Origin of the sequence: Actinoalloteichus caeruleus DSM 43889, from assembly GCF_000429185.2 — a bacterium.
In the GTDB taxonomy this organism is placed as follows: Bacteria; Actinomycetota; Actinomycetes; order Mycobacteriales; family Pseudonocardiaceae; genus Actinoalloteichus_B; species Actinoalloteichus_B caeruleus.
In genome coordinates this window covers 5544718-5563056 of sequence record NZ_AUBJ02000001.1, presented here as the reverse complement: position 1 = coordinate 5563056, position 18339 = coordinate 5544718, and the positions used below count along the sequence as shown (strand labels likewise).

The following is an 18339-nucleotide window of genomic DNA, read 5'->3' as shown; positions in this document are numbered from 1 at the left end:
CCCCAGGTCCCCCGGCGCCACCGTTCCCACCCCGGCGAGGTGGTCACCGTCCCGGTGTCACCACCGGTGCCGGTGCCCCGCCCGACGCGACCAGCCCCCGGGTGGCCGTCGGCCCCCCCAGCGGAAGCCCTCCCGGGCCGTACGTCACCAGCTCACCACCGACGCCGCCGAGCTGCCGGGTCCCCACGAAGTGGGCCGGCGGTACGGCGCCACCGTCCTCGGGTCCACCTGCTCGGCCCAGGTGGTGGCGGCTCCGGCCGCTACCGTCGCACCCGCGTCATCGACGTGCCCGGCGCCCCCGGGCGGGGCGGCCGACCGGGTCCGCGCACCGCTCGGATGGTCGCCTCGGAACCGACGAACCCTGACCTCGTGGGGTGCCGCCGGCAAGCGGACCGGCGCACGCTCGGGGACGGTGGGCGCACCCCGGCGCTAGGTCGGTGGGCGGGCCCGTCCCCGCCGGCTGCGCGGTGGGGACGGCGTCCTGGTTCCGCCTTCGGGCCGGTCGCTGCCCCGAGCCTGGCGGGAGAGCGCGGGACCGCTCCGGCGGATCAGTACTCGTAGGGGTCGCTCGGCGGTTCCACGGCGCGGACGGACTCGGTGACGAACGTGGGGACGTGACCGTTGGCGGCGGTGGCCGAGTCGGGCACCACCTCCCCGGTCACCTCCACCCAGGAATCCGTCTCGTGATCGGCGAACTCGGCGAGCGCCGGTCCCTCGATCCGGAGCTTCACCGGCACCGCGTCGGCGGCGCAGCACATGATGCGCACCCTGGCGACGTGGACGGCGTCCACGTCGTGGACGACGAAACCGGTGACCCGCACCGTGCGCCCGTCCAGGGTGCCGGACCGGTCCCACACCGTGCGCATCACGACGTCGGTGATCTGGAGGTCGGCGACCTCCGACGAGGTGTCGATCGGCTGGAAGAGACCGCCTCCCGCCGGTTCCTCGTCGGAGACGACGGAACGGCTTCCGGCGCGCTGCACGGAGTCCGCGCCGAGCGCCGGCGGGGCGACCAACAGGATGGCCAGCACCGGGACGAGCAGCATCCACGTCGACCGCCCCGAGCCGTGGTCGTGGTCGTGGCCGTCGTCCGGGGCAACGGCCGGAGCGCCGTCGTCGGAGTGGCCGCCGACCCGGCTCGACCGGTCGCGGTGCGCGGAGATGTCCCTGGCGATGGCGAGCGCGGCGACCAGGATCATCGCCACGCCGGCGAAAACCACCAGCGGCAGCAGTGAGGGCCGCACGTAGCGCAGGTAGGTCTCGTTCCAGGAGATCTTCAGCAGCGCGCCGCCCAGCAGGATCAGCAGCACGTTCTGGGTCTCACGTCGCACCGTGGCCGCCTTCCTCGTCGCTTCCCGTCAGTACCGCCGGGGCGGGCCGTCCCGCGCACCCCGGGACGATCACGAGGCCCCCAACAGCGGGACACCGACCGCGAGGGCGCACACCACCGCCACCACGAACGTCGCCGGGGCGAAACGGGCGGCGAAGGCCCTGCCGAAGGTGCCGGACTGGAGCGCGATGAGCTTCACGTCAACCGCCGGCCCCACCACCAGGAACACCAGTTTCGCGGTGAGCGGTATCCCGGGCAGCGAGGCCACCACGAACGCGTCGGCCTCGCTGCACAACGCCAGGACGACGGCCAGCAGGGCCATCACGACCACGGCGAGGACGAGCTGCCCGCCGAGGGAGTCCATCCACTCCGCCGGCACCGCGACGTTCAGCACCGCGGCGGCCAGCCCGCCCAGCACCAGGAAACCGCCGGCCTCCACCAGATCCTGGCGCACGGTCTCCACCAGCACCCGCCAGCGCGGTCCGGTCCGCTCGGACCGGACGCGCCGCAACGCGCGCTCCGCGATCCACTCCGTGCGCCCGAGGCGCAGCCACAGCCACCCCATCACCACGGCGGTGAGCAGGGAGGCGACGAACCGGGCGACCACCATCATCGGCTGGCCCGGGAACGCGATCGCCGTCGCGACCAGCACGATCGGGTTCACCGCGGGAGCCGCCAGCAGGAAGGTGAGCGCGACGGCCGGGGCCACCCCTCGTTGCATGAGCCGCCGGGCCACCGGCACCGAGGCGCACTCGCAGCCGGGCAGCGCCAGCCCGGCCGCGCCGGCCACCGGCACCGCCGCGGCGTCGTTGCCCGGCAACGCCCGCCGCAGCGCGCTCTCCGGGACGTAGGCGACGATCAGCCCGCTCACGATCACGCCGAGCAGCAGGAAGGGGAACGCCTGCACGCACACGGCGACGAAGACCGTCGCCCCCGTCCGCACCGCCGGGTTGTCCAGCACCCCGACGAGGGCGTCCTGGAACAGCACGGCGAGCACGAGGAGCAGGCACAGCACCTCGAGGGAGCCGATCCGCGAGCGCCAGCCACGCGGCTCGCTCGCCCCGCCGGTCCCCTCCGAGGGGCCGGCTCGCTCCGGCGTTCCTGTCGTCACTGCCGTCCCCCTGCCGTGCGGGTCGCCGTGTGGGTGGTGTCAGCGCTGGTCGAGCAGCTCGGTGCGCAACTGCGACGCGGTGGAGACGACCAGCATGAGCAGGGTGCTGAGCGGCGCCGACCCGAGACCCTCCGCGGGGAACGCGTACCGGAGGGTGACGTCCATCCCCCGGTCGGTGCGGATCACCCCCAGCGTCCCGAAGAGCCCCTGGCCGGCCCGCTCCGCCGCCGACCTCGCCAGTTCGGCGTCGTCGGGCAGGTCCCAGGCGACCACGCAGGTGAGGCTGAGCATGGTGAGGCCCTCGACCAGTTCGGTGCTCTGCACCGCGCAGGGGACGTCGCCGTGCCGGAAGGTGAGCGCGCCGTCGTCGTCGAGGACGACCTCGTGGTACCGCTCCAGCGCCTCCCTGGCGGCGGCGAGCACCCAACCGGTGCGCATCGCCTCGGGGTGGGGCGCCGGGTAGGGCATCGGCTCGTCGGTCACGGGTGTTCCTCCTGGTGTCCCCGGCCGGGCCGGGTGGTCTCGCGGTGGGTGGGGCGCCGGGTCACCGGTCGTCACCGGCGGGCCGCTGGCCGGACTCGCCCGTCCCACCACCGCCCTTCTCCCCGGTGTCCTCGTCGTCGCCGGGTTCCACGTCCCACTCCCCGTCGGTGGGGTCGGGGGCCGCTTCCCGCTCCTCCCAGGACGGCAGGTCCTCCCGCTCGGGAACGGCCTCGGTGGCCGGGGCGTCGGCGGCGACCGGGGTCTTCACACCCCCGAACCGGCGGTCACGCCGAGCGTAGATGTCGCAGGCCTTCCACAGCTCACGTCGGTCGAAGTCGGGGAACAACGTGTCCAGGAAGACCATCTCGGCGTACGCCGACTGCCACAACATGAAGTTGGAGGTCCGCTGCTCGCCCGAGGGGCGGAGGAACAGGTCGACGTCGGGCATGTTCGGCTCGTACAGCCGCCGGGTCAGCATCCGCTCGTCGATCCGCTCCGGGTTGAGCTTCCCGGCGGCGACGAGCCTGCCGAGTTCCCTGGCGGCGTCGGCGATCTCCGCCCGCCCTCCGTAGTTCACGCACATGGTGAGGGTGAGGACGTCGTTGTCCTTCGTCCGCTCCTGGGCGATCTCCAGTTCCCGGATCACGCTCCGCCACAGCCGTGGCCGCCGTCCGGCCCACCGCACCCGTACACCGATGGAGTCCAGGTAGTCGACCTGGCGGCGGATGACGTCCCGGTTGAACCCCATGAGGAAGCGCACCTCCTCGGGGCTGCGCTTCCAGTTCTCCGTGGAGAACGCGTAGACCGACAACCACTTCACGCCGAGCTCGATGGCCCCGCCGACGACGTCGATGAGCACCGCCTCACCTCGCCGGTGGCCCTCGGTACGGGGCAGTCCCCTGGCCCGCGCCCACCGACCGTTGCCGTCCATGACCAGGGCGACGTGGTTGGGCACCAGCTCCCGGGGGATCGCGGGCGGTTGGGCGCCGGAGGGATGCGGGTCCGGAGCGGAGACGCCGGACCGCTCCCGGCCCCACCGGTAACGACTCAGCATGTGACGTGCCTACCTCCTCGACGTGTGGGAACGGCTCGGCCGGCCGTGGGCCGACGGCGAACCAACCTGGTGCCGGATCGGACGCGGCCACCGTCGCCGTGACGGGCCGGCGGTGGGACCGCCGTCACCCGTGCGGGTCCTGGGCCGTGTCGGCATCGCCCGGGCCGGGACCGCGTGCTCCCGGTGAGCCGTTCCCCGCGATCGCCCATCCTGCCTGACCGCCCTCCGCAGCGATCAGCGGGTGGTTGCTCACTCCCCCGGCGGTCGCCCACGAGTCGCCGGGGCGACCGTGCGTTCGCCGAACACCGGCGTCCGAGGCCTCGGCGACCTCGTCCGTGGTCAGTGGGCCACCGGCGACGGGTCCGCGCCCGCCGAGGCGATGTCGGCACCGCGCTCCGGCTCGGCCGGCCACGGCGCGTCGTCCCCGGGCCGGTCGACCAGGGCGAGGGACCTCAGCTGCCGCTCCACGTGCCACTGCACGTGCGCGGCGACCAGGCCGGCTCCCTCCCGGCGGCTGGCGGCGCTGGCCGCCTCGGCGTCCGCCCAGTCCCCGTGCAGCAGGGCAGACAGCAGTTCGAGGGTTTCCGGGGCGGGGGACACCGAACCGGGGGGACGGCAGGTCGGGCACACCGAACCACCGGCGGGCACGTTGAACGCCCGGTGCGGTCCTGGTTCCCCGCAGCGGGCGCACTCCAGCAACGCCGGCGCCCAGCCCGCCTGGGTCATCGCCCGCAGCAGGAAGGCGTCCAACACCAGGGTGGGTTCCCGCTCCCCGTTGGCCAGGGTGCGCAACGCCCCCACCACCAGCAGGTAGATCCGCATGGCAGGGGTGCGTTCCTCGGGGGTGAGGCGATCGGCGGCCTCCAGCACGGCCGAGGCGGCCGTGTAGCGCTCGTAGTCGTCGACCAGGCCCGCGCCGAAGGCGTCCAGGGTCTGCACCTGGGTGACCACGTCCAGGGTCCGGCCGGTGTAGAGCTGGAGGTCGACGTGGCCGAAGGGTTCGAGCCTGGCCCCGAACCGGGACATCGTCCGCCGCACGCCCTTGCCCACGGCGCGGATCTTGCCGTGCCGCCGGGTCAGCAGGGTGATGATGCGGTCCGCCTCCCCGAGCTTCTGCACGCGCAGCACGACTCCGGTATCGCGGTACAGGCTCACCGGGCCATCCTGCCACCCGGATGGCGCGGCACCGGGCAGGGGCACCGGCAGGGCGGAGCAGGTCACACCGGGTGCGCCGAGGGGCGCACCCGCACGGTGGCGGGGGCGCGCCCGTGACGCGCGCCGGTGCGGGACGCGGTTCGTCGCGCGCCGCGAGCCCACTCCGAGGCCCCGCCGGGGGCACCCGGGGCGCGCCGGGTGGTAGCCACCGCTGGGCCCGGGCTCCACCACCAGGGGTCCTTCCTCTCGTGGCGGGGATGTCGTACCGCTCCGCTAGCTTCGGAGCCGGCCCGACGAACCCACCACGGAGGAACCGGAGCACCGATGCCTGTCGCCCCACGCGAGGTCACCCTCAGCCTGCCGATCGAGGACCGGCAGCGGTCGATGGCGTTCTACCGCGACGCCTTCGGGTTCGAGCTCGTCGGTCCGCCGACCGAGGACGGCGTGCCCGAACCGCTGGCCTTCCGGCTCGATGACCGCGTCCTGTTGGCGCTCATCCCCACCGAGGGCTTCGGCTGGGCGCTCGGCGACCGCGAGGTCGCCTCCCCTGGCACCAGCGAGTGCCTGGTGACGGTGTCGGTCGCGTCCCCGGCCGAGGCCGACGCGCTGGTGGCGCGGGTCATCAGCGCCGGGGGCGCGGTGATCAGCGAACTCACCGACCAGCCGTGGGGCTACTCGGGGGTGTGCGCGGACCCCGACGGCCACGCCTGGCAGATCCACGTCGACCCGCCGTCGACGTCCTGAGGCAGGCGGGCCCACGGCCCGACGGGAAGCCCTCGAGGGGGTGACGTCGCCCCGCTCACCCCGAAGCGGGCAGGAGCTCGGCGAGCAGGGCGACGACCCGGCGGTCGATCTCGTCGCGGATCGGTCGGACGTCCGCCACGCCCAGTCCCGCCGGGTCGTCGAGGCGCCAGTCCAGGTAGCGCTTGCCCGGGTGGACGGGGCAGGCGTCGCCGCAGCCCATCGTGATCACCACGTCGGCCGCGCGCACCGCCTCCTCGGTCAGGGGCTTGGGCAACTCACGACTCAGGTCCAGGCCGATCTCCGCCATCACCTCGACCACCGCGGGGTTCACGGAGTGGGCCGGGGCGGAACCGGCCGAACGGACGTCGACCCGCCCCCCGGCGCGGTGGTGCAGCAGGGCGGCGGCCATCTGGGAACGGCCGGCGTTGTGCACGCAGACGAACAGGACCTCGGGCCGGTGGGGCATGGGTGGCTCCTCCGTGTCGTGCCGGGAACGGCGTCAGGTCGCGGCGTCACCCCGTGGGAGCACCGGTGGTCAGGGGGCCCGCCGCTTCCCAGGGGATCATCCGGGTGGTGGGGGCTCCCCGGTTCCCCCGCGACCTCAGCCCTCGCCTCTGGTGCGGGTCAGGTCGCCGTCACGATCGTCGTCCGGTCGGCCTCCGGGGGCCGGGAACAGGCGGCGGGCCCACAGCGCCACGTACACGAGGCCGACCAGGACGGGGACCTCGATCAGCGGGCCGACCACGCCGGCGAGCGCCTGCCCGCTGGTGAGGCCGAACGTGGCGATGGCCACCGCGATGGCGAGTTCGAAGTTGTTGCCGGCCGCGGTGAAGGCCAGGGTCGTGGAGCGTTCGTAGCCCAGGCCCAGCGCTCGGCCCAGTGCGAAGGAGCCGGCCCACATCGCGGCGAAGTAGACGAGCAGCGGCAGCGCGATACGCGCGACATCCCAGGGGCGGCTGGTGATCCGCTCCCCCTGGAGCGCGAAGAGCACGACGATGGTGAACAGCAGCCCGTACAGGGCCAGGGGGCCGACCCGGGGCAGGAACCGGTTCTCGTACCAGTCCCGTCCACGTGCGCGCTCGCCGAGTCGGCGTGTGAGGTAGCCGGCGAGCAGGGGAACCCCCAGGAAGATCAGCACGGACCTGGCGATGTCCCAGCCGGAGACCGCCAGCTCGGTCTGGGGGAGGCCGAGCCAGCCGGGTAGCACCGCCAGGTAGAACCACCCCAGGGCCCCGAAGGCCACCACCTGGAAGACCGAGTTGAGGGCGACCAGCACGGCCGCGGCCTCACGGTCCCCGCACGCGAGGTCGTTCCAGATGATGACCATGGCGATGCAGCGGGCCAGGCCGACGATGATCAGGCCGGTGCGGTACTCGGGCAGGTCCGGGAGGAGCAGCCAGGCCAGCGCGAACATCAGCGCGGGCCCGACCACCCAGTTCAGCACCAGGGAGGAGAGCAGGAGCCGACGGTCGGAGGTGACGGTGTCGAGCCGGTCGTAGCGGACCTTCGCCAACACCGGGTACATCATGACCAGCAGGCCGACCGCGATGGGCAGCGAGATCCCGTCGATCTGGACGGTGTCCAGTGCCGGGCCCAGTCCGGGAACCACTCGGCCCGCGAGGAGGCCGAGCAGCATCGCCGCCAGGATCCAGAGGGGAAGCAGCCGGTCCAGGGTGGAGAGGCGCCCCACCACTCCGCTTTCGGCGGTGCTGTTCACGTGTCCACCCGCTCAGGCAGCGCGGATGCCGTCAGCACCGTCGCGAGCGCTCCGAGCGCGGCCGGGCGAACCCGGTAGTAGATCCAGGTGCCCCGCCGCTCCCCGTCGATGAGCCCCGCCTCGCGCAGGACCTTGAGGTGGTGCGAGATCGTGGGTCCGGTCAGGTCGAACGCGCCCGTCAGATCGCACACGCATGCCTCTCCGCCCGCGTGGGAGGCGACGAGGGACAGCAACCGGAGCCGCACCGGGTCGGCCAACGCCTTGAACATCCTGGCGAGCTCCGTCGACTCGTCGGCGGAGAGGGGCCGACGCATCAGCGGCGAGCAGCACAGGGCCTCGACGTCCACCGCCGGACGTTGCTTCGACATGAGCCAACCTTGACACACATCTATTTAGAGAGCAATCTATCCATGCCTGTTTCGATGCCTGTCTATCCAAGGGAGTACTCATGTCGCGCCTGCAACTGGCCCTCCGGGTGGGTGACCTGGACGCCTCGATCGCCTTCTACACCAAGCTCCTGGGTGTCGAGCCGGCCAAGCTGCGCCCGGGCTACGCCAACTTCGCCGTCACCGAACCGCCGCTCAAGCTCGTGCTGCTGGAGGGTGAGCCCGCACAGGACACCGTCCTGGACCACCTCGGTGTCGAGGTCGAGACCAGCGAGCAGGTGGGCACGGCGACCCGCCGCCTTTCCGAGCTGGGCCTGTTCACCGAAGTGGAGAACGACACGACCTGCTGCTACGCGGTGCAGGACAAGGTCTGGGTCCACGGCCCGGGCAGCGAGCCGTGGGAGGTCTACGTCGTCAAGGACGACTCCGCCGACTACGGCACGAACCCGGAGCTGACCACCACGCCCGACCGGGCCGCTCCGAGCGCGTGCTGTTCCTGAGCACCCGGCGGACACCCGGTGGGCGAGCATGGCCGCTCACCGGGTGCGCACCCACCAGCTCGACCTGACCCGACGACCCTGCCGCCCGCCTCCGGGCCACCGCCGCCCCGGTCCGAACCGTCTCGCCCCGCCACAAGATCGACACCTTCGGTAGTTGTGGAGTGATCGCACGACGACCGGGAGGTTCGGTGAACAACGGTGGCCACAGCACGACGGGTCTGCTGGCGGGGGTGGGGACGACGATGGCGCTCGCCCCGCTGGCCGGGGTGGAGACGACCGTCCCCCTCTTACTCACCGGCGGCCTGGTGGCCGCCGGAGCCGCGCTCCTGCCCGACATCGACCACGACGGCTCCACCGTCTCCAGGTCCGGGGGCGCCTTGACCGCCCTGCTGGCCAGCGGAGCCCAGTCGGTGTCCCGGTTCGCGTACCGGGCCACCCGCACCCGGCACGACCTGCCCGGCGACGGCGCGCACCGCTACCTCACCCACACCCCCGTCGCGGCCCTGGCCGTCGGGCTGGTCGTCGGCCTCGCCCAACATCTCACCCACTGGGTGATCGTGGGGGTGCTGCTGCTCTGCCTGACCGCGTCCGTCCGGTCCCTCAGCTACGCGCTCCCGCGCGGCGTGCGGCAGGTGACCCGCGCCCACCGGCGGCTCTGGTCGGCCGGTTACGCGATCGTCCTCACGGTCGTCCTGGTCCGGACGGGCGCCACCGACGGCATGGGCTGGCCGCTCGGAGCCGTCGTCGCCGTCGGGATGCTGGTCCACGTCGCCGGGGACGCCGTCACCGAGTACGGGGTTCCGATGGCGTGGCCGCTCAGACTGCGCTGCCCGTCGCGGGCGTGCCGGCGCCCCGCGCGGTCCGGCCGTCGGCGTCGGTGCCCCGGCCGGCGCTGGCACCGGCTGCACCTGCTCCCCCGGCGCCTGCGCTTCCGCACCGGCAGCCGGGTGGAGAAGGCCGTCCAGGCGGTCAGCCTGCTCGGCACCGGGGGACTGCTGCTGGCGGTGGGCCTCACCGGCTGACCGTCCGGCTCGTCACCGCCCCCGACGGCGACCCGGCTCCCGGGTCGCCCACGACCCGCGCCCCTTGCCGCCCGGAGCGGTGGGGGCCGCCCTCCCGCCTTCAGAAACCGAGGCGGCGGAGCTGCTTGGGGTCGCGCTGCCAGTCCTTGGACACCTTCACGTGGAGGTCCAGGTAGATCTTCGTCCCCAGCAGCTTCTGGATGTGCTGCCGCGCGGTGGCCCCCACCTCGCGGAGCCGCTGGCCGCGTTGCCCGATGACGATGGACTTCTGGCTGGAGCGCTCCACGTGGACCACCGCGTAGACGTCCACCAGGTCGTCCCGCCCCTCCCTGGGCGCCATCTCGTCGATGGTCACGGCGATGGAGTGCGGCAGTTCGTCCCGCACCCCCTCCAGCGCGGCCTCCCGGATCAGCTCGGCCACCAGTGTGGCCTCCGGCTCGTCGGTGAGCTCCCCGTCCGGGTAGAGCGGGGGACCGACCGGGAGGCGGCCGACCAGCAGGTCGGCCACGACATCCACCTGGTAGCCGTCCACGGCCGAGACGGGCACCAGTTCGGCGAAGTCCATCAGCTCCTGGAGGGCCAGCAGCTGCTCGGCGACCCGCTGCTGCGGCACGAGGTCGGTCTTGGTGACGATGCCGACCACGGGCGTCTTGCGGGCGATCGACCGCAGCTCGGTGGCGATGTACTTGTCACCGGGACCGATGCGCTGGTCAGCCGGGACGCAGAAGCCGACGACGTCGACCTCCGACCAGGTCTCCCGCACCACGTCGTTGAGCCGCTGCCCGAGCAGGGTGCGCGGGCGGTGCAGGCCCGGGGTGTCCACCACCACGAGCTGGGCGTCCGGCCGGTGCACGATGCCACGGATGGCGTGCCGCGTGGTCTGGGGCTTGCTGGAGGTGATGGCCACCTTCGTGCCGATCAACGCGTTCGTCAGGGTGGACTTGCCCGCGTTCGGGCGCCCGACGAAGCAGGCGAAGCCGGACCGGAAGTCGTCAGCCGGGGTGGTCATGCCCCCCATTGTCGCTGACGGTGCCGCACCTCTGGGCACCCCCGGCCCGTGACCAGCGCCTCCTGGGCGGGCCCCGCCGGCGCGGGGCCTCGCGAGGGCGACCCCCGCCGCCGTGCGCACCGAGGTGGAGCGGGCCGCCATCGCCGCGAGGCTCGGGGGGTCGCGGTTCACCCCCGGCTTCGGTGAGGTCCTGTCGCGGCTGGTGCGGAACGGGCTCGGCACGCACGCGGCACGCCGACCGCGCCGTGGCGTCGTCCCCCGACACGGGCTGGCCGACCGCCGAGGCGAGCGCGCGTGCCCCAGCTGCTCACCACGGAGGCATCCCCTCGCCCCGCACCGCCGAAAGGCGGGCGGGACGGTCGGGCGAGCCCAGGCGCCAGGGATCCGATCCGGGACGGCTCAGGAGCCGAACACCTCCGCCGATGCGCGCGGAACGCGTCCGAGGCGCGGGACCCACCGCCGGGGCGGCTCTCAGCCGTTGACGGCCCCGGCGGCCACCACTGCCCCGCTGGCGTCCGCGCGGATCAGCAGGGCGTCAGGGGTGAGGTCGTGGATCACGGCACGGGAGGCCTCGTCGACGTCACCGGCCTCGGTGACCACGGCCACCGCCTCCAGCCCCTCCGCGCCGCTGGCCACCGCCGCGGCCACGGCCGCCTGGACGGCGGTGAGCCGCAGCGACGGCAGGGTGACGGTGGCGGCCGCGTAGGTCCGGCCGTCCAGGTCCCGAACCGCCGCGCCCTCGGCCGCGCCCGTCCTGGCGCGTACGGACCTCGCGAGGACCACGATCTTGCTGTCCTCCTGACCCAGTTCAGTGGTGACGGCCGGCGATTCAGCCACGGGCGGCGCTCCCTTCCTGGTCATGACTGTCAGCGATCGCCCGCTGGGCCGCCTCGGCCTCCGCGGGCTCGGTGTCCACCGCGCTGGTGGGTCGGCGCCGGGCCGGGCCCGTCCGCCGCGCCAGCAGCGTCGTGATCCGAATCCGTCCCCGGTTGTCCTTGCCGCCCTCCGCCCGCAGCCACAGGCCGTCGATGTCGGCCTCGGCACCGGGCAGCGGGACCCGGCCCAGCCGGTGGGCCAACAATCCGCCGGCGGTGTCGACGTCGTGTTCCTCCAGCTCGAGGTCGAACAACTCCGCCAGGTCGTCCAACGGCAGCCGGGCACTCACCCTCGCGGTGCCGTCCGGCAGCATCTCGACCGGCGGACGCTCCCCCACGTCGTGCTCGTCGGTGATCTCGCCGACGATCTCCTCGAGGATGTCCTCGATCGTCAACAGGCCCGCGGTGCCGCCGTACTCGTCCACCGCCACGGCCAGGTGGTTGCGGGAGATCTGCATCTCCTTGAGCAGGTCCACCAGGCGCTTGGAGTCGGGCACCAACGCGACCGGCCGCATCAGGTCGGAGACCGGGGTGTGGGTGCCCGACGTGCGGTCGAGCGCCGCCGGACCGCTCGCCTCCACCGCGTGCCGGACCAGGTCCTTCAGGTTGACCACGCCGACGATGTCGTCGACGCTCTCGCCGATCACCGGCACCCGCGTGTACCCGGTGCGCAGGCACAACGCCAGGGCCTGGCGGACGGTCTTGTGCTGCTCGATCCACACGATCTCGGTGCGGGGCACCATCACCTCGCGGGCGACGGTCCCCCCGAGGTCGAAGATCGAGTGGATCATCTGGCTCTCGCCCGCCGCGACCACACCCCGCTGCTCGGCCATGTCGACCAGCTCGCGCAGCTCGACCTCCGAGGAGAACGGTCCCTCCCGGAAACCCCGGCCCGGGGTGATCGCGTTGCCGACCAGGATGAGCAGCCGGCTCAAGGGGCTGAGCACTCTGGCGAGCAACCACACCGGTCCGGCCAGCAGGCAACCCACGCCGTAGGGGTGCTGCCGGCCGATCGTCCTCGGTCCCACCCCGATGAGGGCGTAGGACACGACGAGCATCACCAGCCCGGCGATGAGCACCGCCAGCCAGTCGGGGTCGAACGCCTCCACGACCACGACCGTGACCAGCACGGTCGCCGTGAGCTCGCACCCCAGGCGCAGCAGGACGAGCAGGTTGATGTGCCGGGGTCGGTCGGCGACGACGGCGGCGAGCCGGGAGGCGCCGTTGCGCCCGGCCCGGACCATTTCCTCGACGCGGGCCCGGGAGACCGTGCTGATCGCCGAGTCCGCCGCCGCGAAGACCCCTGCCAGCGCCACCAGCAGGATCGCGACCGGGAGGAACACCGGAAGGCTCGACATGCTCAGCTCCTCGCCTCAGCTGCCGGTGTCGCCCGACCGGTGGTCGGGCGCCTCGGCCGCGGAATCGTCATCCAGCCCGACCGCGCCCAACACCCGCGAGTCGGCGCTGTGCTGCCTGGCGAGCCGCCTGGCCTCGGTGAACTCGTGTTGGAACTCGGCGAGCAGCCGGTTCTGGAGCGCGAACATCTCCCGCTCCTCGGCCGGTTCCGCGTGGTCGTACCCGAGGAGGTGCAGCACGCCGTGGATGGTCAGCAGGTGCAGCTCGTGGCTCAGGCTGTGACCGGCCTTCTTGGCCTGGTCCCGGGCGAACTCGGGGCACAGCACGATGTCCCCCAGCAACGCGGGGCCGGAACCACCGGCGTCCGGTCGCCGCGCGGAGTCCAGCTCGTCCATCGGGAAGGCCATCACGTCGGTCGGCCCCGGCAGGTCCATCCACCGCTCGTGCAGGTCGGACATCGTGTCCAGCTCCACGAGCAGCACCGACAGCTCGGCGAGCGGGCTGACCCCCATCTGGTCGAGGGCGTACCGCGCGGCCGCCACCACGGACTTCTCGTCGATGGCCACGCCGGATTCGTTGGCGATCTCGATACTCATGTCGTTCATCGGTCCCGGCGCCGGCCGCGGCCCTGCCGCCCGGCCGAGCCACGACCCCGGTCCGATTCCTCCTGGTCGTCAGAGTTGTTGTCGTGCCGGGCGTGCCAACGGTCGTAGGCCTCCACGATGTCGCTGACCAGCCGGTGTCGGACCACGTCTTTGCTGGTCAACGTGGAAAAGTGGACGTCGTCCACGCCCTCGAGGACGTCCCGGACCATACGGAGCCCGCTGGTCGCCCCGCTGGGCAGGTCGACCTGGGTCACGTCACCGGTGACGACGATCTTCGATCCGAAGCCGAGGCGGGTGAGGAACATCTTCATCTGTTCCAGCGTGGTGTTCTGCGCCTCGTCCAGGATGATGAAGGCGTCGTTCAGGGTGCGCCCTCGCATGTACGCCAGCGGAGCGACCTCGATCGTGCCGGCCTGCGTCAGCCGGGGCACCGAGTCGGGGTCGATCATGTCGTGCAGCGCGTCGTAGAGGGGCCGCAGGTACGGGTCGATCTTCTCGTAGAGGGTGCCGGGCAGGTAGCCCAGGCGTTCCCCGGCCTCCACGGCCGGGCGGGTCAGGATGATGCGGTTGACCTGCTTCGCCTGGAGCGCCTGCACCGCCTTGGCCATCGCCAGGTAGGTCTTGCCCGTTCCCGCCGGGCCGATCCCGAAGACCACCGTGTGGTGGTCGATGGCCTCGACGTACCTCTTCTGGTTCAGCGTCTTGGGGCGGATCGAGCGGCCGCGGCGGGAGAGGATGTCCAGGCTCAGCACCTCGGCGGGCGACTCGCCGCTGTCGGCGGAGAGCATGCCCACCGTGCGGCGCACCACGTCCGGTTTGAGGTGTTCTCCCCTGCCCACGAGCGTCACCAGCTCGTTGAACAGGCGCTCGGCGAAGGCCACGTCGGCAGGGGCCCCCGAGAGGGTGACCTCGTTGCCCCGGACGTGGACATCGGCGCTGACCAGCCCCTCCAACGCGCGGAGGTTCTCGTCCTGGGAGCCCAGCAGCCCCAGGACGAGGGGGTCGGGAACGACGATGCTGGAGCGTGCCCGCCCTGGCCCGCCCGCCGACCCGTTGCCTGCTGTGTTCGCCGCTCCGGCCGGGGCGGTCCCGCCCCCCGATGTCGTGTCGACACTGCGAGCGGTTCTCGCTGCGGATCCAGCCACGTGCTCTCGGGCCTGCCTTCTGCGCCTGCGCGCGCCTCTCGACTCCCGTCCGGTGCGCCCGGCGCCGAACGGCCACGCCACGATGCTAGCTGGCCCGGGCGCCGGGACGCACTGTTGATTCGACTACCCGCGCACGGGGTGACGGGACGTGCTCCCTCGTCACGCGTCCGAGGGAGCCTTGAGCACGCCTCCCACGAGGCCGCCGAGCGGCTCACCGCCGAGCAGGTGCAGGTGGGCGTGGAAGACGGTCTGCCCCGCGTCGGCACCGGTGTTGAACAACGTCCGGTAGCCCGTGCCGGTCAGCCCCTCCTCCTCGGCGACCCCGGCCGCGACGTTGAGCATGTCCACCAACAGCGACGGCTCCTCGCGCCCCACCTCGGCGGCGTCCGCGTAGTGGGCCCTCGGGATCACGAGCACATGGGTGGGCGCCTGCGGGTTGATGTCCCGGAACGCCACCACGGTGTCGGTCTCCCGCACGATCGTGCTCGGCAGCTCACCGGCGACGACACGGCAGAACAGGCAGTCCGCTTCCGCTTCACTCATGGCCCCAGGCTAATGCTTCACGATCAGATCCGGGTCACGTCACCACCGGCCGGTCAGCGCGCCCAGCGCACCCAGCGCCACCACCCCGGCGGTGGAGGCGCGGAGCACGGTGCGCCCCATGCGCACCGGGACCGCCCCACCCTCGGTGAGCGCGGCCAACTCGCGGTCGGTGATCCCGCCCTCCGGGCCGACGACCAGCAGCACCTCCCCGGAGGCGGGGAGGGGCACGGCTGGCAGGGGCTGGTCGGCGACCTCGTGGAGGACCAGCGCGAGGTCGGCGGAGGCCACTCGAGCGGCGAGCCCGCTCAGGCCCAGCGGCTCCTCGACCGCCGGCAGCCAGGCCCGCCGGGCCTGTTTCGCCGCGGACCGGGCCGACGACCGCCAGCGGGTCAGCCCCTTCGCGCCACGCGGGCCGTCCTCCCACTTCGCCACGCACCGCTCGGCCCGCCACGGCACGACCGCGTCGACACCGGCCTCGGTGGCGAGTTCGACCGCCAGCTCGCCCCGGTCGCCCTTGACCAACGCCTGCGCGAGGGTCACCCGCAGCGCCGGAGCGGGTTCGAACCAGTGCTCCAGGACCTCCGCGCGCAGTTCACCCCGGCCGAGCGAGGTCACCCGGCAGCGGGCCCGGCCGCCCGCTCCGTCGCCGAGCAGCAGCTCCTCCCCCGCCCGCAGCCGCCGCACGGTCGACGCGTGCCGCCCCTCCTCGCCGGTCAGGTCCACCTCGCCGGCCTCGGGCAGCCCGTCGACGAGGAAGACGGGGAGCCCGGCCGTGCGGCGGTCCCGGTCCCGCACCTCAGCGGTGACCGAACGAGTCGCGCAGCCGGGAGAAGAGCCCGCCGCTCCTGCCGTTGGTGTGGGCGGCGGCCAGGTCCTCCTGTTCCTCACCGCGCAGCGCGGCCAGCTCCCGGAGCAGTTCCGTCTGCCGGCTGTCGAGCCGGGTGGGCACCGCGACCTCCAGGTGGACGTGTAGGTCACCGGTGCCGGCGGTGCGCCCGTTCGGGCGCAGCTTGGGCATGCCACGCCCGCTGAGCAGCACCTCGGTGCCCGACTGGGTGCCGGGTTCGACGCGGATCTCCTCGGCGCCGTGCAGGGTCTCCAACGGGATGACCGTTCCGAGGGCGGCAGCCGTCATCGGGATCGACAACGTGCAGTGCAGCTCCGCGCCCTCGCGCACGAAGACCTCGTGGGGTAGCTCGACGACCTCGACGTAGAGGTCACCGGCCGGGCCGCCGCCCACGCCGACCTCCCCCTGGTTGCTCAGGCGCACCCGCATGCCGTCCCCGACACCGGCGGGGATCTTCACGGTGATCTCGCGGCGGGCGCGGACCCGGCCCTCACCGTCGCAGCGGCGGCAGGGGTCGGGGATGACCTCGCCGTACCCCTTGCAGGTGGGGCAGGGCCGCGCCGTGACGACCTGGCCGAGGAACGACCGCTGCACGGACTGGACCTCGCCGCGACCGCCGCACGTGTCGCACATCTCCGGTACGGAGTCGTTCTGGCAGCCGGTCCCGTGGCACAGGTCGCAGACGATCGCCGTGTCGACGGCGATCTCCTTGCTGATGCCGCTGGCGCACTCCTCCAGCGTGAGCTCCAGCCGGAGCAGGGCGTCCTTGCCGGGCTGCACCCGGCTGCGGGGGCCGCGTCCTCCGCCGCCCGGGCCGCCACCACCGAAGAAGGCGTCCATGATGTCGCCGAGCCCGAACCCGGCGAACGGGTCGGACGCTCCCCGACCGCCACCACCGCCGCCGTTGGCGAGCGGGTCACCGCCCAGGTCGACGATCTTGCGCTTCTGCGGGTCCGACAGCACCTCGTAGGCGGCGGTCACCTCCCGGAAGCGCTGCTGGGCGTCCGCATCCGGGTTGACGTCGGGGTGCAGTTCCCTGGCCAGCTTGCGGTAGGCCCGCTTGAGCTGGTCCGGCGTGGCGTCCCGGCTCACTCCGAGCAAGCCGTAGTAGTCCTTGGCCACCTTCTCCAGTCCTCCTGTCGCAGCCGCCGCCACCCGCGGCTGCCGCGCTCTCGCTCGGTTCGCGCGCCCCCACGGCGCGCACCTCGGTTGCCGGCAGTGGCACCCGCTCCTCGGGTCGCACCGGGCGGGTCGGCCACTGCCCGTTCGATGGGGTTCCCGTCCATGTTCCACGTCCGGCCCTGGTCTGTCCCACGGCCGGAGGTGGTCAGCGTCCAGCGAGTATCTCCCCCACGTAGGTGGCGACCGCGCGGACCGCCGCCATCGTCCCCGCATAATCCATCCGGGTGGGGCCGACCACCCCCATCCCGCCCAACACCATGTCGTGCACCCCGTAGCCCACCGAGATCACCGAGGTGTCCCGCATCTCCCGCGCCTCGTTCTCCCCGCCGATGCGCACCGTCACGGTGCCGGAGTCGCGGGCCGTGGCGAGGAGCTTGAGCACGACGACCTGTTCCTCCAGCGCCTCCAGCACCTGGCGCAGCGAACCGGGGAAGTCGGTGATGTTGCGGGTGAGGTTCGCCGTGCCACCCAGCACGAGCCGCTCCTCCGGGTGCTCCACCAACGACTCGATCAGCACCCCGCACACCCGCAGCACCGAGTCCCGCAGTTCGGCGGGGGCCTGCTCGGGCAGCTCGGCGACCTTCGCGGACGCCTCGGGCAGGCGTTGCCCGACCATCGCGGAGTTCAGGATGGTGCGCAACCTGCCGACGTCGTCCTCGCCGATGACGTCGGCGAGGTCGACCATCCGCTGGTCGACCCGACCGGTGTCGGTGATGAGCACCAACATCAGCCGCGCCGAGGTGATCGGCACGACCTCCAGGTGCCGCACCGTCGACCGCGTGAGCGTCGGGTACTGCACGACGGCGACCTGCCTGGTCAGCTGGGCGAGCAACCGCACGCTGCGCCGCAGGACGTCGTCGAGGTCGAGCGCGCCGTCCAGGAAGCTGCGGATGGCCCGCCGCTCCGCCCGCGACAGCGGCTTCACCTCGCTGAGCCGGTCGACGAACAGGCGGTAGCCCTTGTCCGTCGGGACCCGGCCAGCGCTGGTGTGCGGCTGGGTGATCAGCCCGTCCTCCTCCAACGCGGCCATGTCGTTGCGCACGGTCGCGCTGGAGACGCCGAGGTTGTGCCGGTCGACGATCGCCTTGGAACCGACCGGTTCGTGGGTGGAGACGTAGTCGGCGACGATCGCGCGCAGCACCTCGAATCGGCGTTCCTCCGCGGTCGCCATCAGGTGCCTCCCACCTCGTCCGGATGCCTGGGTAGACGACACCGCCGACCCGGTGGCCGGGGCGCGCCTGATCCAAGTTTAGTGGTGTCAGGGGACCGTGAGGT

Annotated in this window: 19 protein-coding genes and 1 pseudogene; 3 read left to right on the top strand and 17 right to left on the bottom strand. The window is 72.9% G+C overall.

Annotated elements, in window-relative coordinates:
• Positions 1-548: 548 nt before the first annotated feature.
• From G443_RS22690 to recO, 5 genes and pseudogenes are all read right to left on the bottom strand, one after another.
• Complete coding sequence (locus G443_RS22690) at positions 549-1331, bottom strand: TIGR03943 family putative permease subunit (protein ID WP_026419845.1); 783 nt, start codon at positions 1329-1331, stop codon at positions 549-551.
• 69 nt (positions 1332-1400) lie between these two features.
• Positions 1401-2441 (bottom strand): permease, encoded by a 1041-nt coding sequence (locus tag G443_RS22685; protein WP_026419844.1) that lies wholly within the window; start codon positions 2439-2441, stop codon positions 1401-1403.
• Between the two features lie 39 nt (positions 2442-2480).
• Positions 2481-2909, bottom strand: a complete 429-nt coding sequence (locus tag G443_RS22680) for a YbjN domain-containing protein (protein WP_026419843.1) — start codon at positions 2907-2909, stop codon at positions 2481-2483.
• 262 nt (positions 2910-3171) lie between these two features.
• Positions 3172-3978: pseudogene (locus G443_RS22675) on the bottom strand (isoprenyl transferase); the annotation flags it as partial.
• Positions 3979-4317: 339 nt separating this feature from the next.
• Positions 4318-5133, bottom strand: coding sequence for a DNA repair protein RecO (gene recO, locus G443_RS22670; RefSeq protein ID WP_026419841.1), 816 nt, complete (start codon positions 5131-5133; stop codon positions 4318-4320).
• A 324-nt stretch (positions 5134-5457) separates the two neighbouring features.
• Between recO and G443_RS22665 the strand changes: the two genes are divergently transcribed.
• A complete protein-coding gene (locus G443_RS22665; RefSeq protein ID WP_026419840.1) occupies positions 5458-5877 on the top strand; it encodes a VOC family protein in 420 nt (139 codons plus the stop codon).
• A gap of 55 nt (positions 5878-5932) precedes the next feature.
• On the opposite strand, the gene G443_RS22660 is transcribed toward G443_RS22665, so the two are convergent.
• The 3 genes from G443_RS22660 to G443_RS22650 all read right to left on the bottom strand — a co-directional run bounded on the left by G443_RS22660 (position 5933) and on the right by G443_RS22650 (position 7962).
• Positions 5933-6343: an arsenate reductase ArsC gene (locus G443_RS22660; RefSeq protein ID WP_026419839.1), complete on the bottom strand. Its 411-nt coding sequence runs from the start codon at positions 6341-6343 to the stop codon at positions 5933-5935.
• A 135-nt stretch (positions 6344-6478) separates the two neighbouring features.
• Complete coding sequence (arsB, locus tag G443_RS22655) at positions 6479-7594, bottom strand: ACR3 family arsenite efflux transporter (protein WP_026419838.1); 1116 nt, start codon at positions 7592-7594, stop codon at positions 6479-6481.
• Positions 7591-7962 carry an ArsR/SmtB family transcription factor gene (locus G443_RS22650; RefSeq protein WP_026419837.1) on the bottom strand — a complete coding sequence of 124 codons (372 nt, stop codon included), beginning with the start codon at positions 7960-7962 and terminating at the stop codon, positions 7591-7593. The genes arsB and G443_RS22650 overlap by 4 nt, the downstream gene beginning before the upstream one ends.
• 80 nt (positions 7963-8042) lie before the next feature.
• Here G443_RS22650 and G443_RS22645 point away from each other — a divergent pair, with 80 nt between their 5' ends.
• Positions 8043-8480, top strand: a complete 438-nt coding sequence (locus G443_RS22645; protein ID WP_026419836.1) for an ArsI/CadI family heavy metal resistance metalloenzyme — start codon at positions 8043-8045, stop codon at positions 8478-8480.
• Positions 8481-8668: 188 nt separating this feature from the next.
• Positions 8669-9502, top strand: a complete 834-nt coding sequence (locus tag G443_RS22640; RefSeq protein ID WP_026419835.1) for a metal-dependent hydrolase — start codon at positions 8669-8671, stop codon at positions 9500-9502.
• A 100-nt stretch (positions 9503-9602) separates the two neighbouring features.
• Here G443_RS22640 and era read toward each other — a convergent pair whose 3' ends face one another.
• The 9 genes from era to hrcA all read right to left on the bottom strand — a co-directional run bounded on the left by era (position 9603) and on the right by hrcA (position 18235).
• The gene (gene era, locus G443_RS22635; RefSeq protein WP_026419834.1) at positions 9603-10511 is read right to left on the bottom strand and encodes a GTPase Era; all 909 of its coding nucleotides are present in this window, start codon (positions 10509-10511) and stop codon (positions 9603-9605) included.
• A gap of 471 nt (positions 10512-10982) precedes the next feature.
• Positions 10983-11372: a cytidine deaminase-like protein gene (locus G443_RS22630; RefSeq protein ID WP_051314198.1), complete on the bottom strand. Its 390-nt coding sequence runs from the start codon at positions 11370-11372 to the stop codon at positions 10983-10985.
• The gene (locus tag G443_RS22625) at positions 11341-12744 is read right to left on the bottom strand and encodes a hemolysin family protein (protein ID WP_030105554.1); all 1404 of its coding nucleotides are present in this window, start codon (positions 12742-12744) and stop codon (positions 11341-11343) included. The genes G443_RS22630 and G443_RS22625 overlap by 32 nt, the downstream gene beginning before the upstream one ends.
• Before the next feature lie 15 nt (positions 12745-12759).
• Positions 12760-13338: an rRNA maturation RNase YbeY gene (gene ybeY, locus G443_RS22620; protein ID WP_026419831.1), complete on the bottom strand. Its 579-nt coding sequence runs from the start codon at positions 13336-13338 to the stop codon at positions 12760-12762.
• 5 nt (positions 13339-13343) lie between these two features.
• On the bottom strand, positions 13344-14492 hold the full coding sequence (locus G443_RS22615) for a PhoH family protein (protein ID WP_081715600.1): 1149 nt from the start codon (positions 14490-14492) through the stop codon (positions 13344-13346).
• A gap of 159 nt (positions 14493-14651) precedes the next feature.
• Positions 14652-15035, bottom strand: coding sequence for a histidine triad nucleotide-binding protein (locus G443_RS22610; RefSeq protein WP_026419829.1), 384 nt, complete (start codon positions 15033-15035; stop codon positions 14652-14654).
• A gap of 39 nt (positions 15036-15074) precedes the next feature.
• On the bottom strand, positions 15075-15830 hold the full coding sequence (locus G443_RS22605; protein ID WP_026419828.1) for a 16S rRNA (uracil(1498)-N(3))-methyltransferase: 756 nt from the start codon (positions 15828-15830) through the stop codon (positions 15075-15077).
• Between the two features lies 1 nt (position 15831).
• The gene (gene dnaJ / locus G443_RS22600) at positions 15832-17004 is read right to left on the bottom strand and encodes a molecular chaperone DnaJ (RefSeq protein WP_026419827.1); all 1173 of its coding nucleotides are present in this window, start codon (positions 17002-17004) and stop codon (positions 15832-15834) included.
• Positions 17005-17209: 205 nt separating this feature from the next.
• Positions 17210-18235, bottom strand: a complete 1026-nt coding sequence (hrcA, locus tag G443_RS22595) for a heat-inducible transcriptional repressor HrcA (RefSeq protein WP_026419826.1) — start codon at positions 18233-18235, stop codon at positions 17210-17212.
• Positions 18236-18339: the final 104 nt, after the last annotated feature.